Consider the following 14919-nt stretch of genomic DNA (forward strand, 5'->3'; position numbering starts at 1 on the left):
AGAATGTAGTGATTGCTTACTTTTATGCATGATTGAATTAAAGTATCGTAGCGCTGAAGAATACTTAGAACGTTGGAGGCACCGCCAAACGCGCCGCCCGTTGTTGCTAAGAGGGGCCCGACAAGTGGGGAAGTCCAGTCTGGTGCGTAAGCATAGTAAAGGGTACCGACATTTTATTGAGTTGAATCTGGAACTGCCTGCTGACCGTGAATTATTTGCGGGCTTTCCACCTATTTTAGAGATCGCGACACGTATAGCTTTACGGTATAACCTCTCCGCGCTAGACGATGAGACGCTGCTCTTCATTGATGAGATTCAAGAGCAACCTGAAGTAATTCAGCTGCTTCGTTACTTCTACGAAGAGTTACCAAATATTCGGGTGATTGCTGCTGGATCGCTGCTGGAATTTGCGTTGGGTGAAGTCCGTAGTTTTCCTGTTGGGCGCGTTGAATTTTACCAATTGCACCCTCTCACCTTCTATGAATATTTAATCTGGATGGGAAAGGATGTGCTTGCGCAAGCATCCAGAAAAGTCCCCGTAGATCAAGCTGCCCACCACGAATTACTGACGGCATTTCATCGGTACACGATCGTGGGCGGAATGCCAGAGGTAGTAACTAATCTTGCAGCAGGGGCCAGCCTAGAAGAGGTGCAGAATCTTTACGAGCTCATTTGGTCCGCCTACCGTAGCGATGCTGAAAAGTATGCTAAAAATTTGCGCCAGCGGCAAGTATTGAGACACCTACTTAATACCGCCGCTAACGAGGACGATCGGATCAAACTAGCAAAGTTTGGTGGTTCAAATTTCAGAAGTGAAGAGGTGAGTGCGGCGTTTCAGGCACTGCAACAAGCAGGTGTACTACGGCTGATCTACCCCACCTCTTCCTACGACTTACCGGTGATCACGGAATACAGGCGCAGCCCCCGCATTCAATTATTGGATACGGGCTTATTGAATTACGTCCGTGGTATACAAACCGATCTGCTGCGTACGGATGATCTATCTACGGTATATCGTGGTCGGATCGCCCAACACATCATGACCCAAGCGCTGATTGCCACCCATCATACGAGTAATTGGAACCCTCACTTTTGGGTAAGAGAAAAGTCCGGTAGTTCCGCCGAGATCGATTTGATTCTGGAAGGGAAAAAGAATATCCATCCCCTAGAGGTCAAAGCAGGCCCGCAGGGCAGGTTGAGATCACTACATCAGTTTGTAGAACGGTCACAGCATTCCGTGGCGCTGCGAACGTTGCGTAATGCTTTTTCAATAGAAGAGGTAACAACTCCCTCCGGATATCCTTACCAATTGGTCAACCTCCCCTACTACCACGTTGATCAGTGGCCAGCCTATTTGGAACTAGGCACCCGAAAATAATTAATCCCACCACCGTTACTTTTCGAATACCCCCGCGAGTATGTAGATAAATACCAATAACATGCTCCGATTCATCCAGACCCTCGCCTTCTTTTTATTCACCCTGGCCTACCTCTCCGCCCAGGCTACTACCGGCCGGGTGGTGGACGAAGACGGCCGGGCCATCCCTTACGCTACCATTCTAGTCGCTCACAATGGAACAGGGACGCTGACGGACAATGCGGGCTTGTTTCAACTTGAAGGGGCTCAGCTTGCGGACACTACTACGCTCACCATCTCTTCCATCGGCTACGAAACTCAACGCGTTTCCTTGGAAGCGCTATCCATAAAAGCAGGAGGCGCAGTCGTCGTCCTGCCCTCCGCTAATTACGTGCTTCAAACGGCTGAGGTGGCGGCGGACCGTATCAAGATGAAGCGCAAGAAGATCGGGATGCCCGGGATTATGAACGGGACTTACATCTACGGTACGGAAAACAAGATCCGCCGCCACGAAATCGGTACGGTGCTCCGTCCGGATCAAGCCGCCAAGCTCGACGAAGTCATCATCAAAGTTCGGGGCATGGATGCCGACTCCGTGTTGCTGGACGTCAATCTCTACCGTATGCAGTTCGGCATGGTGGGGGAGCCGTTGCTGAAGGAGCGGGTTTTCCTACAACTCAGCCAGGCGGAGGTGGGAAAGGACATCAGTATTGACCTCGCCGATCAGGGGATTGAGGTGGAGGAGGAATTCCTCGTCACCCTTCGCATTCTCGACGTCGTCGGTGCCTTCACCGAATTCCGCATCGCCGGCAAAACAGGGGAAGCGATTGGTCGCTCCCGCGCTACCGGCGGCCGCTGGGTGGCGGATTATATGGCGCCGAATATTCGGGTTAGGGTGAGGTACCCGAAGGGGGGAGGGGATGTTGAGGGACTTTAGACGTTAGGTTTTGGATCTTAGACGGGATTTTGTAAGGACTTTAGACGTTAGATTTTAGCCCTTAGACGGGAAACCTAAATCCTTGGGAAGTTATCCGTCCCTTAACCGTGGTAGTGATTTCAGCGGCAGAAAGCGTGAAGAAATTTGCACTGTTTGAGCACGCGATAGAATTAAACGTGACCCACAAAATGAATGTAAACGGCAGACCCAGAGTTTGAAACAAAAGGTGATTGGCGAGTTGGCAAATTTTAGCTTTCTGCCGCTGAAATCGCGTTAAGCCACGGTTACAGGACAAGACTTTTGCTTCTTTTGGTCACAAAAGAAGTGCTACAAAAGAAGTGCTACAAAAGGGTTGAAATAAAACCCGACCTGGAGGTCGGGAGCCGGTGAAAAGTCACGTTAAATCAGTAAGCAAAAAATTCATTTCTTATGGAAACTATTGCAGAAAGCAGCGCTCAATGTCTGACCTAAAGGTCAGACTACCGGGGGAGGGTTATGGCAAACTCAATCTTCAAACTTCACGACCCCTTGCCGTTTCCGATCAACCACCAACCGCGTAACATCCGGCCGACTGTAGTGTCCACTCGGGTCGAAATTTTGGCGTTCGCGGACTACGGCCAAGGGGTCGAGCACCGCGTAGCGGAGGCCTTCCTCGCCGGTCAGAGGTTCCAGTAACCAGGAGCCGTCTGGGTTGGCGATGCAGCTGCCTCCGTCGGCGGGCATATCCGGTAAGTTATCTGCGATCAATTGGTAGTGGGGGGTATCCGGAGGCACGTCCGAGCGCCGCATTAATCCGGAAACGGAGATGCAGTAGCTGCGGCCTTCCCGCGCCAGGAACCGGGTAAGGATCTCCGTATTACGGGTATTCCCCGGCCAGATGGCTACGTGGAGGGTCTCCCCCTGCCCGTACAACGCCGCGCGGGGGAGGGGCATCCAGTTTTCCCAGCAGTTCAATCCGCCGAGTTGGAAACCTTCGATGGGGAAGGTCCGCAAGCCGTGGCCGTCGCCGGGAGCCCAGACGAGGCGCTCTTCGTAGGTGGGTTGCAACTTACGGTGGACGTTGCGGATCTCCCCCGCCGCATCCACGTACACGAGGGAACAGTAGAGGGATTGGCCACCGCGGTCCAGGGGCCGCTCGACGATCCCCAGGACGGTCGCTACCTTTTTGTCCTTACACGCTTCGGTGATGGGGTCCAGATCCCCGCGTTCGAGTTGTACAGCTTCGGTGGCGTAGTGGGCCCAAATATCTTTCTGTACGGGATCGTCGAAACGTGCGCCGCCCGTCCCGTCCAGCCAGAAGGGGTATCCTGGCAATATCGTTTCCCCGAACACCACCAACTTTGCACCTGCGGCAGCGCCCGCGTGGATGTACTGAACGATCTTTTCGGTCGTCGCTAACCGGTTCAACCAGACTGGGGAAATTTGGGCGAGGGCAACTTTCATGGGGCTTAGTTGAGGAGTAAAACGAAGGTGCGCGCGGCCAAACCCAGCGTGACGAGAATGACTAAACCGCCGAGGATATTGGCCAGCCGGGAGTTGACGTGGCGGCCCATCACGGACCGGGAATTGGCCAAATACAACAAGTAAACGGCGATGGCCGGGAGCAATAACGCGTTCGTAACCTGGGCAAAACGGATGATGGCGAGCGGCCGCAAACCACTCGTCGCCACGCCGATACCGATGAGCAAAATGACCGCCCAGACGGCCCGGAAACGCGGGTCGCGATCGTCCGCCGGCCAGCCGAATAAACCCCGGGCCGCGTAGGCCGCCGCGAGGGGAGCCGTGAGCGCCGAACTCAGGCCCGCCGCCAGCAAACCAACGCCCATGAGCACCCGCGCTGAACTGCCGAAGGCCGGCTCGAGCTGCACGGCGAGGTCCGCGGCATTCTTGACGGACCCGACCTCCGCCGAGGACGCCGCCGCCGTGATCACGATCAGCACCGAGATCAGACCGCCGAGCGTGACGGCCACCGCGTTTTCGATGCGGAGATCGCGCAGGGACGCCTCCGGGCCGTGTTTTTTACTCACCGTGGAGGCGTGGAGAAAGAGGTTGTAGGGCACAACCGTCGTACCCACCACCGCCATCAGCAGTAGTAGCCGATCGCCACTGGGAAAGCTCGGGACGAAGCCGGCCAGGATGGCCCCGAAATCGGGCTGGACCAACACAGTCGTCAGTAAAAAGCAGGCGCTCATGAGGACGACCAGGCCAATCAACAGCCGCTCCACCCAGCGATAACCACCCAGGAAAAGTAGCAGGGCGCAGGGCACGCCGATGAGCCAGGGATAAGCGCCGGCTTCGCCGACGAGGAGCTCCAGACCCAGGTTGCCCCCCGAAATATTCCCCGCCTCGTAGGCCGCGTTGCCCACTAGAATGGCCCCAATGACGAGAAAAAACACCAGCCACCGCGACGGGCCGCCGGGAAATTCTTTGCGGATCGCTTCGCCCAATCCCCGTTGCGTCGCCAGGCCGAGGCGGGCGGACATCTCCTGCAAAATGATCGTACAAACGATGGAAAATGCGAGTACCCAGAGGAGTTCGTACCCCGTTTCTACGCCGGCGAGGGTACACACCGTGAGCGTGCCCGGACCGATGAAGGCGGCGGCGACAAGTGTACTCGGGCCGAAGTATTTACCGAGGCTCACTGGCCGCGGCGTTGTTGCTCGAAGGCGTACAGGGCGAAGGATGCCAGCCAATGTTGGCCGGCGTAATCGCCGTCGGTGATCTTCTCCAGCGAGTAGGCGAGGTGGGTGTTGGCGATGCGCTGAGCGTAGGGATCATCGATCGAATACAGGCACCAGGCGCGACTGAAATTCAGTCCGTCGAGGTGGACGAGTTTGCCGTCCGAGCGGTCTTTTACACGACCGGGTTCCAAATTCAATGTGCCGTCGAACAGGCCGGGCAGGAAGGCCTTGGCCCACGGGGTGAACTCTGCATCGGGCAGCACTTTGCGCATCAGGTCGAGTTCCTGCAGGCAGGGGCTGAGGAAGTCGTACCCGCTAGGTTCCCAGCCGATGGGGCAGCCGGCGTCCTCCAGGTAAAAGCGGCGCGCGGCCGTTTCGATGGCGGTGAGGAGGGCAGCGTCGCCGGCGCTCGTGGCGTAGTCGTGCGCAAAGCTGAGCCCGAAGGCCGTGTTGCTGTGTTCGCCGACACGGATGGGGTAGGAAAGTTTCGGCAGGTAGGTTTGGTAGGCCTGAGAAATATACCCCGTCAGCGGCCGCAAGTTGGTGGCGAGTTCGGTGGCGGCGGGGTCGTCCCACGCGTCCAGTTCTTCCTGGAGTTTGAGGAGCCAGGCCCAACCGTAGGTCCGCTCGAAGCTGGCGCTTTCCTTGTTCATCGAGAAGTAGGCGATCTCCTGGCGGATGTTCTCGGCCGTCAGGTTTTCGGCGAGTTTGCGGCGGGCTTCTTCGCCTCGTTCCAGCTCGGGGAACCGTTTTAGCAAGTACACTAACGACCAGTGCCCGTGGACGGCCGAATGCCAATCAAAGCAACCGTAAAACGCCGGGTGGTGGGTGCGCGGCATCGCCAAATCCTCCTCCTTAGCGAGGATCACGCCAGATTTATACGGCAGTGGTTGCTGCAGGCATTCCAGCGGTAAATCGGCCAGGCGGTTGGCCTCGGCTAGCGTCAATTCCTGGACGGTAGGCATAGGCGGTGTTTCGGTTTCCGGCGTGGTGTCGTTTGCGGTGCAGGCGGTTAGCAGCAGGAGGAGGGGGAGGTAGCGGAGCATGGCGCTTTAGGGTGGCGGGTGTTGGTTTAGGGCGAAGTTAGTTGATTATAGTTTTCGGCTCCTGACCTCTCTGTCGGGTTTACTCCTGGTACGTCGACCTTTAGGTCGATGCTTAACGTGACTTCTTGTCTACCACTTCTTATCTACCACTTCTTTTGTAGCCAAAAGAAGCAAAAGCTTTGTCCTGTGCAGGTGGCTTAACGCGAAATTTCTTCGGATTAGCTAAACGCTGCAAACTCGCTTGACGACTAGTTTTTCATGCAGCAATTTCGCTTGCAACAACTTTGGTTTTCAAGCATAGATCTGTAGCAGCTCGAACAGTGCAGCGTTCTTAACGCTAATCCGAATAAATTTCACTACCACCTGCAAGGGACGGATAAATTCCAGGACTTCAGATATTCCTCAAAAACCTATCGTCTAAAATCCCCAATACCTTTCTACCGCTGAAATCACTACCACGGTTAAGGGACGGATAACTCTCTAAGGATTCAGGTATCCCGTCCAAAATCTAAAATCTAACGTCTAGAATCCTATTCTCCCATCTCCGCCAACCGCGCCCGCGTTCCCGCAATGATCTTAGCGAAGCGGTCACCTCGGCCGGCAAGTACCTGGAGGGCGTCCTTTACCGGTTGGGTGGGGAGGGTGGTCTTTGGTGTAGCAGGTTTCGCACCCATCATGAGGGGGCCATTTTGCTCCTGGCCGGAGAGTGCTTCCATGCTTAGTCTTGCTTTCTTTACCATACGCTCGTATTTATCGAAGAGGGCATCCGGGTCGTCAACGAGGAAGGGGTCTTCGGCGAGTCGCTCGGCTAATTTTAGGAGCACGCCCTGCATGGTGACGTAGGTGACTGCCGCCACCGTCAGCGCCTGAAAGTCAGCGGATTTGACGACGTCCTGTTTGCTCTCGATAAGTTTGTAGTAGATGGCCGTGGTGGAGATCGCCTCCGTACCGAAGACGCCCGAGTCCGACAAGGATTCCGATACGGCGTAGAGGAAGACGAGGAGGCCTGGGGCAATTCGCGTCATGGAGAAACTGAAGTCGCCCGAAGAGCTGGAGGAGGACTTAGCGGCTTCGGCGACGGAGGCGACGACGTCCACGTAAGAGTCAATGGCCGCTGCGCTCAGGGCGGGGTTGGGCCCGGCCGTATAGGTAGCTAGGGTAGATTTAAGAATACTGGTGATGACGTTGGCAATGGCGTCCAAACTGAACTCACTGACGTACTCCGTTTTGATGTGGCGTTCGTACCCAATTTCCCGCGGGTCGTCGAGCTGCGCTTGTTTTAGGCGTTCGGTGATGGCCGTTTCGAAGGTGGCGCGGTAGCCGGCGTCTTGCGCTGCAATTACTTCCTCCAGCTTTTGAATCGCCTCCGAGGCGGAGCTGGTGTTCTTGACTACGTTCTGTACGTTTCCTGAGTTACATCCCATGTTGACGGTGTGTTTTGGTGGCGGGTTTGTGGTAGGCCGCTATGTGTGTGCAAATTCTGCCGACAGTTGAGGCAGGGTATCAAATATAAGTTTTATTGGTTAAAATTAAAATAGCTTTTGGTGCAATTCGTATGGCATATTTTACGCATATAATTTGCTTGCGAATGTTGTCTGAAAGAAGGTTGAATTACATGTAAACTTATTTAAATGTGATTTGAGGTGCCGTTGATGCCGTTGAGAATTATTAGGGTTTGCCTCCACTGGCACCCGACCTCTAAGTCGGGCTCATTCCTGGTACGTCGACCTTTAGGTCGATGCTTAACGTGAATTGTTGTCTACTACTTCTTTTCTATCACTTCTTTTGTGACCAAAAGAAGCAAAAGTCTTGTCCTGTAACCGTGGCTTAACGCGATTTCAGCGGCAGAATGCTAAAATTTGCCAACTCGCCAATCACCTTTCGTTTCAAGCTTTAGTTTGCCGTGTGCATTTGATTCGTGAGTTATGCATTAACCTTGCGCGTGCTCAAACAATGCAAATTTCTTAACGCTTTCTCCCACTGAAATCACTACCACGGTTAAGGGACGGATAACGAGAGGAGAAAATTCATCAAGTAGTAAATTGCTATTCGCCCCGGAGTCTCTGCTCCCCTCTCCCTTGGAGAGGGGCTGGGGGAGAGGACCACTACCACGGTCAAGGGACGGATATCTTCCCATGGATTCAGGTATCCCGTCCAAGATCTAAAATCTAACGTCTAAAATCCTTTCAGTATCCCGTCCAAGATCTAAAATCTAACGTCTAAAATCTCAAGAATGACCATCATCTTCGACATCGGCAACGTCCTCATCTCCTGGGACCCACGCCGTCTCTACCGCAAGCACTTCGCCACCGCGGATGAAGCCGACTGGTTCGTCACCAACATCACCCACCTGGATTGGAATGAGGAGCAGGACCGCGGCCGGCCCGTCGCCGAAGCCACCGAATTGCTCGTGGCGGAACACCCCAAGTGGGAACGGGAGATCCGCATGTACTACGACCGTTGGACGGAACACTTTGACGGCGCCATCGAAGGAACTGTGGAGATCCTCCAGGAACTCGACGACTCCGGCCAACATCGCCTCCTCGCCCTCACCAATTGGAGTGCCGAACTCTTCCCCTGGGCCCGCGAGAATTTCGACTTCCTGCAGCGCTTCGAACACATTACCGTTTCGGGGGAAGTGAAGATGAAAAAGCCGAACCCGGATATTTACGAACACATCCGCCAAGAGTACGACCTTGGCGACTTTTCGGATTGCATTTTCATCGATGACTCGGCAAGAAACGTGGCTACGGCGCGTTCAATGGGTTTGGATTCGATTCAGTTTACTTCCCCGGAAGCTTTGCGGGAGGAGTTGAAGGAGCGGGGCATTTTGTAGTGGGGCTGGCAAAGCATGCTTTTTGAACTTCGCCCGTGGCCACTCGTTTGGAAGGCGCTTCCTGTTTTCTACAAGGAGCCAAAGAAGGAAAAGGAGTATAAGACGCTTGCTGCCACACCTCCTTTTTCCTCATTTCCTCCTTATCCCTCTTGTCGAAAACTATAACCAAAGCACCAAAATGCCCAACTGGACCCAAGAAAACAACGCCCTCCACACCACCCTAACCTTCGCCAACTTCACCCAGGCCTTCGCCTTCATGACCGAAGTGGCCTTCGCCGCCGAAGCCGCCAACCACCACCCGGAATGGAGCAACGTCTACAACCACGTCACCATTAAGCTGACGACCCACGATGCGGGGAATACGGTGACGGACAAGGACCACCAACTGGCTAAGCAAATTGATACGATCTTTGCGAAGTATGCGTAAGCACCTCCTTCTCTGTCTGGGGCTACTCTTTGCCACCTGCCTCACGGCGGGGGAACACCACTATACCTTTACGGAAGAGGCGCAGCGGATCTATACCGACATCTTCGCCCTCGAACTGGACCGCGCCGCAACCGACATCGTCACCTTTCGCCAGGCCAACCCCACTAACCTCGTGGCGGAACACCTGGAGTCTTACCTCGATTTCTTCCACCTCTACCTCAGCGGTGACGAGGGGATGGACGCCCGGCTCGAGGACCGCTTTGACCGGCGCTACGACGTTCTATCTCAGGGAAGTGAAACGGACCCCTTCACCAAGTACGCGTTGGCGGAGAACTACCTCCACCGCAGCCTCATCGAGTTGCGGTTCGAGCGCCACCTTTCCGCCTTCCGGAACCTGAACCGGGCCAACAAACTGCTCCGGGCCAACGCGAAAGACTTCCCCGATTTCCTGCCGAACTACAAGGACCTGGGCCTGCTCCACGCCGCCGTAGGCTCCATCCCGCCGTCCTATAAATGGGGGGTGGAGCTCTTTTCTTCCCTCAACGGCGAGATCGCCGAAGGGCGGGCGGAAATCCAACGGGCTCTGCTGGATACAGAAAGCCCCTTCTACCTCGAAACGGCAGTGGTCGCCGCCTTCGTTGAACTCCACCTGGCGGGGGATGCCGACGGCGCCTACGAAATGGTACAGCGGCTACCGCTCCAACCCGCACGCAACGGTCTCCACTGTTTCGTGAGCGCCAACCTGGCCATGCACAGCGGGCGAAACGACGAGGCCCTCCGCCTCCTCGAAGCACAGCCACGGGGTGGGACGGCCACGGACTTCCCCTACCTGGACTTCATGCTCGGCCTTTCCAAATTGCGAAGCCTGGACCCAGTCGCCCGGATCCACTTTCAGTCCTTCATCAACCGGTACGCCGGTCGTCACTTTAAGGAGGAGGCCCGGCAGAAGATCGCCTGGGCCTATCTGTTAAAGGGGGATGAGGAGGCTTACCGCCGGTCCATTCTCGAGATCGGAGGCGGCAGCCGCGCCGGAGGTGATGAGCACGCTGCCCGGGAAGCCGCGGGTGACCGTCCGCCCCACGCCGGTCTTTTACGCTCCCGCTTATTATTTGATGGTAACTATGGCACCCGCGCCAGCGCCCAACTCGACCAAATCGAATTCGGCACCCTCAACAAAGACGAACAACTCGAATACCTCTATCGCCGCGGCCGCGTCGCCGAAGCCCTCGAGCAATACGACGACGCCCTGACCTACTACGCCCAAACGGTAGCCCTGGGCCGCGACCACCCCGCCTATTTCGCCTGTAAATCCGCCCTCCAGGCCGGTATGGTGGAGGAAACCCGAGGGAACCGCACCGCCGCCGCCGCCCACTTCCGCGTCTGCCTGAGCATCTCCCCCAGTGAATACAAAGTGGGCCTCCACACCCTCGCCAACGCCGGTCTCAACCGCGTGGAGTAACTTACGTTAGTAGTTGCTAGGGGTTAGTTGCTAGTTGCTAGTAACTCGCCACTAGAAACTAGCAACTCAGAACTAAGCTTTGAGCAAGAGAACCATCTTCCTAATCACCACCCTCATGGCCCTGGCCCTGCTCGGCGTGATCTTCCTCCAGATCAACCTGATTCGGACGGGAATGGAAGTGAACGAACAACGCTACGACGAGGCGCTGCAGGATGCCCTCAATAAGGTGGCGCGGGAACTGGAGATCCGGGAATTGGCCAAATTCAATGCACTCACGAACGGCTACTCCTCTCGCGACCTGCCATCGAGCATCGGCGGCGGAGAACTCTCGCGGCCCCTGCAACGCCCCGGCCTCCTCGGCGGCACCGGCTCGCTGGCGGACCTGACGCCCGCCCAAATTCTGTTCTACGCAACCGATCTGGACGAGCGCATCGACCGGGAAAGCATGGACAAGGAACTCCGCACCGAGTTCGCCAACGCGGACCTGAAGGGAGATATCGAGTATGGCGTATACGACGCGAAGAAGGAAGAATTCATCATCCGTAACGGCCGGCGGCTCTCCGAAATGGGGTCCGATACGGCCCGCCACATCGACTTGCTGCGGAGCTCCAACCGCGTTCCACTCTACGACGTCGACGGCGAAACACCCGGCTACCTGATGGCCTACAGCCCGCGGAAGGACAGCGTGATCCTCAACACCATCCTCAACAACCTGCTGGCTTCGTTGCTCTTCATCGCCATCATTTTGGGGTGCTTCGTGTACACGATCTACGTCATCCTGTTCCAGAAGAAACTCTCCGAGATGAAGACCGACTTCATCAATAACATGACCCACGAGTTCAAGACGCCAATCGCCACGATCAGCCTGGCGACGGACAGCATCAACAGCCCCAAGGTTTCCGGCGACCCGGAAAAGGTGCGGCGTTTTGCCCGCATCATCAAGCAGGAGAATAAGCGGATGAACGACCAGGTGGAGAAGGTGCTCCAAATGGCCAAGCTCGATAAGAATAAGCTCAACCTCAACCTGACGGAGGTGGACGTGAACGACCTCGTCATCGAAGCCGGCGAGTACATCCGCCTGCAGGTAGAACCGCGGGAGGGCAGCGTGGTGGTACTGGCCGACGCCGATCCCTCCACCATTCAGGCCGACGAAACCCACATCGCCAGCCTCATCAATAATTTGCTGGATAACGCCAATAAATACTCGCCCGAAGCGCCGGAAATCATCGTCAGTACCCGCAACGTGGCTAGTGGAATTGAAATTACCATCCAGGATCATGGCCTCGGAATGAGCCGCGAGGCACGAAAAAACATCTTTGATCGTTTCTATCGCGTCCATACCGGCGACCGCCACGACGTCAAGGGCTTCGGTCTCGGCCTCAGCTACGTGAAAACGATCACGGAAGTGCACGGCGGCAGCATCCAGGTAAAAAGTGAACTGGGGAAGGGGAGTAGCTTTATTGTTACGCTACCTTATACCCAGAATCTTTAGAAAATCCTGACGGAATTACCATATTGGTAGCTCGGTTGAGGATGAATCCTTAGGGGTGCTTTGGTACTTTGGTATTTTGGGCTGCCGCGCGCTGTAAACGCGATAGCCCAAAGCACCAAAGCACCAACAAACAAAAAAAACCAACACGCATACTCACTACACCATGTCCGAAACCAATACTCCACCCGCTCCCAAACTCCTCCTCGTCGAAGACGACCAGAACTTCGGTAACGTGCTGCGCGACTTCCTCGCCAACGTCCACGATTTTGACGTGACGCTCGCCACCGACGGCCTGGCCGGCTTCGAAGCCTACCGCAAGGGCACCTGGGATCTCTGCATTTTTGACGTCATGATGCCCCGCCTCAGTGGCTTCGAACTGGCCAAGAAAGTCAGGGAGAACGATACCCAAACGCCCATCATTTTCCTCACGGCGAAGGCCATGAAGGAAGACATCCTCAACGGTTTCGAGATCGGGGCGGACGATTACATCACTAAGCCGTTCAACAGCGATGAGTTGCTGGCCCGCATCAACGTCATCCTCCGCCGTTCAGCGACGCCCGTGGACCCGAAGGAAGAGCAGACCGAATTCGAATTTGGACAGTTCCACTTCAACTTTCCGCTGCGTATCCTCACGCACACCAACGCGAAGGGGGAAGAGAGCAAGGAAAAACTTTCGCCCAAGGAAGCCCAGTTACTGCGCTTGTTTGCGATCCACAAGAACAACGTTCTGAGCCGCAGCGAGGCCCTCACCAAAATTTGGGGTGAGGATAACTACTTCACGGCTAGATCAATGGACGTATTCGTCACCAAACTCCGCAAATACATGAAGCCGGACGAGCAGATCGAGATCGTCAACATCCACGGCAATGGCTTCCAATTGCTCATCAAGGGCGAGGGTGCCAGCGCCTAAATAGTTTTCCACACTTTATCCACATTGCGCTGTGGAGAACAAGAAATAAGCTACATTTACCCATCTGCCCGTTGACCTATTCGGGTAGCGTGAATTTAGTTTTTGGGATTATGATTATAGCCGTCGTGCATACCTTGCACGACGGCTTTTTTCGTCCACTTTATTCCGTCCCTCGTGCCAACAAATTTTACCTGCCTTTTTCGTCCTGTTCTGATCTGCTGCCTTTTCCTGTGGGCGCTGCCGCGGGTGCAGAGTCAGGGGGCAAGTAATGCGGGATTAACCTCCAAGCAAACGGACAAACTCTACGAGCTGGTGGACGAGAACGCCATCTTTCGGGAAGGGCACACCGGCTTCAGTCTGTACGACGTAGCGAGTTCCCAACGGCTCTACGATTACAATGCGGACCGCCTGTTCGTCCCGGCCAGTAACGTGAAGTTGCTCACCTTCTACGTCGCCAACCGGGTGTTGGGGAACCGGGCGCCGGCGGTATTCTATCAAACCTATCAGGACCACTACGAGATGTGGGGAACCGGGTACCCCCTCACCCTTCACCCCCAGTTTTTAACGGAAGACCTACTCACGCCGTGGTTGCGGAGTCTGGGCAAACCCTTTACCCTGCACTACCCCGGCGGAAAGGACGCCCTGCCCCGCTACGGCGCCGGCTGGAGTTGGGACGACTACAACGGAACCTACGTCTACGAACGCTCCACCCTTCCGCTCTTCGGGAACCGCCTCTACGTGGAAAAGCAAGAAGTGGAGGGGACGGGCCAAACGGTCATCTTCAGTTCCCCGCCCAGCGCGCTGAACCAGCTCCGGCCCGTGGCCGACCAGAAGCAGCGGATCTTCCGCCAGGAGTACGGTAATGTCTTCGACGTCCGGCCCGACTACCTTCCCAATTCTTACCCCTTGCAACGGCCGATGGTCCTTTCTCCCTACTGGATGGTGGAGGAGTTGAAAGCGGCGGCTCCCGGTTTGGACGCTACCCCTGGGTTCAAGCCCATTCCTCCGCGGCGCGAGCTCAATACTTTTGAGGTGACGCTGCCCGATACCGTCTACCGCCGTTTCCTGCAGCAGAGTGATAACTATTTGGCCGAGCAGATCCTCCTACTCAGCGCCGCCCAACGCTACGGACGGCCGGACGAAGAACTCATCATCGATTACGCGCGGGATACCCTCCTTCCGGCCCTCGGCATTACCAATATCCGTTGGGTGGACGGTAGTGGCTTGAGCCGGTACAACCTCCTCACCCCACGGCAACTCACCCGCCTCGTCATGGCCCTCGACCAGGAGGTGGGGCGGGAGCGGCTCACCCAACTCCTCCCCGAAGGCGGTACCAGTGGTACCCTGAAACGCCGTTTTGATGGCGCCTCCCAACCCTACGTCTGGGCGAAGACGGGCACCCTCAGCGGGGTCACCTGCGTCAGCGGCTTATTGAAAACGAAGAAGGGCCGGTGGCTGGCCTTTAGCTTTATGCACAATAATTACGTGGGGGGCTCGCGGGGGTATTACGAGGAAATGGAGAAGACGTTGGGGTGGTGTTATGAGCGGTTGTAGGGGGTGGTACGTGACTTCCGCTGGGATTGGAGCCCCGACCTCTGGTAGGGGAGTGTTAGCCACGAGCGTTATCACCGAAAAACTACTGTCAACCTAATTAAACTCACCTAACCCGACCGGAGGTCGGGTCTCCAAAACGAGGTCGGGGCTCCACTCGTACCGGGCCAAAACCACCCAAACGGGTAGCCCCCACCCACCCCACACCCAGGAACTTTGCGAA

Annotated in this window: 12 protein-coding genes; 8 read left to right on the forward strand and 4 right to left on the reverse strand. The window is 56.0% G+C overall.

The features are described from left to right. Positions 1 to 28 precede the first annotated feature (28 nt). On the forward strand, positions 29 to 1378 hold the full coding sequence (locus A3850_RS05590; protein ID WP_068214897.1) for an ATP-binding protein: 1350 nt from the start codon (positions 29 to 31) through the stop codon (positions 1376 to 1378). A 61-nt stretch (positions 1379 to 1439) separates the two neighbouring features. Further along, positions 1440 to 2294 (forward strand): carboxypeptidase-like regulatory domain-containing protein, encoded by an 855-nt coding sequence (locus A3850_RS05595; protein ID WP_068214898.1) that lies wholly within the window; start codon positions 1440 to 1442, stop codon positions 2292 to 2294. A 504-nt stretch (positions 2295 to 2798) separates the two neighbouring features. Here the strand turns inward: A3850_RS05595 and A3850_RS05600 are convergent. From A3850_RS05600 to A3850_RS05615, 4 genes are all read right to left on the reverse strand, one after another. Then, positions 2799 to 3737, reverse strand: a complete 939-nt coding sequence (locus A3850_RS05600) for a carbon-nitrogen hydrolase family protein (protein ID WP_068214899.1) — start codon at positions 3735 to 3737, stop codon at positions 2799 to 2801. Positions 3738 to 3742: 5 nt separating this feature from the next. Then, positions 3743 to 4936 (reverse strand): Nramp family divalent metal transporter, encoded by a 1194-nt coding sequence (locus A3850_RS05605; protein ID WP_068214900.1) that lies wholly within the window; start codon positions 4934 to 4936, stop codon positions 3743 to 3745. Beyond that, positions 4933 to 6021 carry a DUF2891 domain-containing protein gene (locus A3850_RS05610; RefSeq protein ID WP_068214901.1) on the reverse strand — a complete coding sequence of 363 codons (1089 nt, stop codon included), beginning with the start codon at positions 6019 to 6021 and terminating at the stop codon, positions 4933 to 4935. The genes A3850_RS05605 and A3850_RS05610 overlap by 4 nt, the downstream gene beginning before the upstream one ends. A 530-nt stretch (positions 6022 to 6551) precedes the next feature. Next, the gene (locus A3850_RS05615) at positions 6552 to 7445 is read right to left on the reverse strand and encodes a hypothetical protein (RefSeq protein ID WP_068214902.1); all 894 of its coding nucleotides are present in this window, start codon (positions 7443 to 7445) and stop codon (positions 6552 to 6554) included. An 809-nt stretch (positions 7446 to 8254) separates the two neighbouring features. On the opposite strand from A3850_RS05615, the gene A3850_RS05620 reads away from it, so the two are divergent. From A3850_RS05620 to A3850_RS05645, 6 genes are all read left to right on the forward strand, one after another. Then, the gene (locus tag A3850_RS05620; RefSeq protein WP_068214903.1) at positions 8255 to 8857 is read left to right on the forward strand and encodes an HAD family phosphatase; all 603 of its coding nucleotides are present in this window, start codon (positions 8255 to 8257) and stop codon (positions 8855 to 8857) included. A 178-nt stretch (positions 8858 to 9035) separates the two neighbouring features. Next, the gene (locus tag A3850_RS05625; protein ID WP_068214904.1) at positions 9036 to 9284 is read left to right on the forward strand and encodes a 4a-hydroxytetrahydrobiopterin dehydratase; all 249 of its coding nucleotides are present in this window, start codon (positions 9036 to 9038) and stop codon (positions 9282 to 9284) included. Further along, positions 9277 to 10743, forward strand: coding sequence for a hypothetical protein (locus A3850_RS05630; RefSeq protein WP_068214905.1), 1467 nt, complete (start codon positions 9277 to 9279; stop codon positions 10741 to 10743). The genes A3850_RS05625 and A3850_RS05630 overlap by 8 nt, the downstream gene beginning before the upstream one ends. A 79-nt stretch (positions 10744 to 10822) precedes the next feature. After that, entirely contained in the window at positions 10823 to 12235 is a 1413-nt protein-coding gene (locus tag A3850_RS05635; RefSeq protein ID WP_068214906.1) for a sensor histidine kinase KdpD, read from the forward strand. 163 nt (positions 12236 to 12398) lie between these two features. Continuing rightward, complete coding sequence (locus A3850_RS05640) at positions 12399 to 13145, forward strand: response regulator transcription factor (RefSeq protein WP_068214907.1); 747 nt, start codon at positions 12399 to 12401, stop codon at positions 13143 to 13145. A gap of 174 nt (positions 13146 to 13319) precedes the next feature. Continuing rightward, the gene (locus A3850_RS05645) at positions 13320 to 14699 is read left to right on the forward strand and encodes a D-alanyl-D-alanine carboxypeptidase/D-alanyl-D-alanine-endopeptidase (protein WP_157500917.1); all 1380 of its coding nucleotides are present in this window, start codon (positions 13320 to 13322) and stop codon (positions 14697 to 14699) included. The last annotated feature ends 220 nt before the right edge of the window (positions 14700 to 14919 follow it).

This window comes from Lewinella sp. 4G2 (assembly GCF_001625015.1).
Taxonomy (GTDB): domain Bacteria; phylum Bacteroidota; class Bacteroidia; order Chitinophagales; family Saprospiraceae; genus Neolewinella.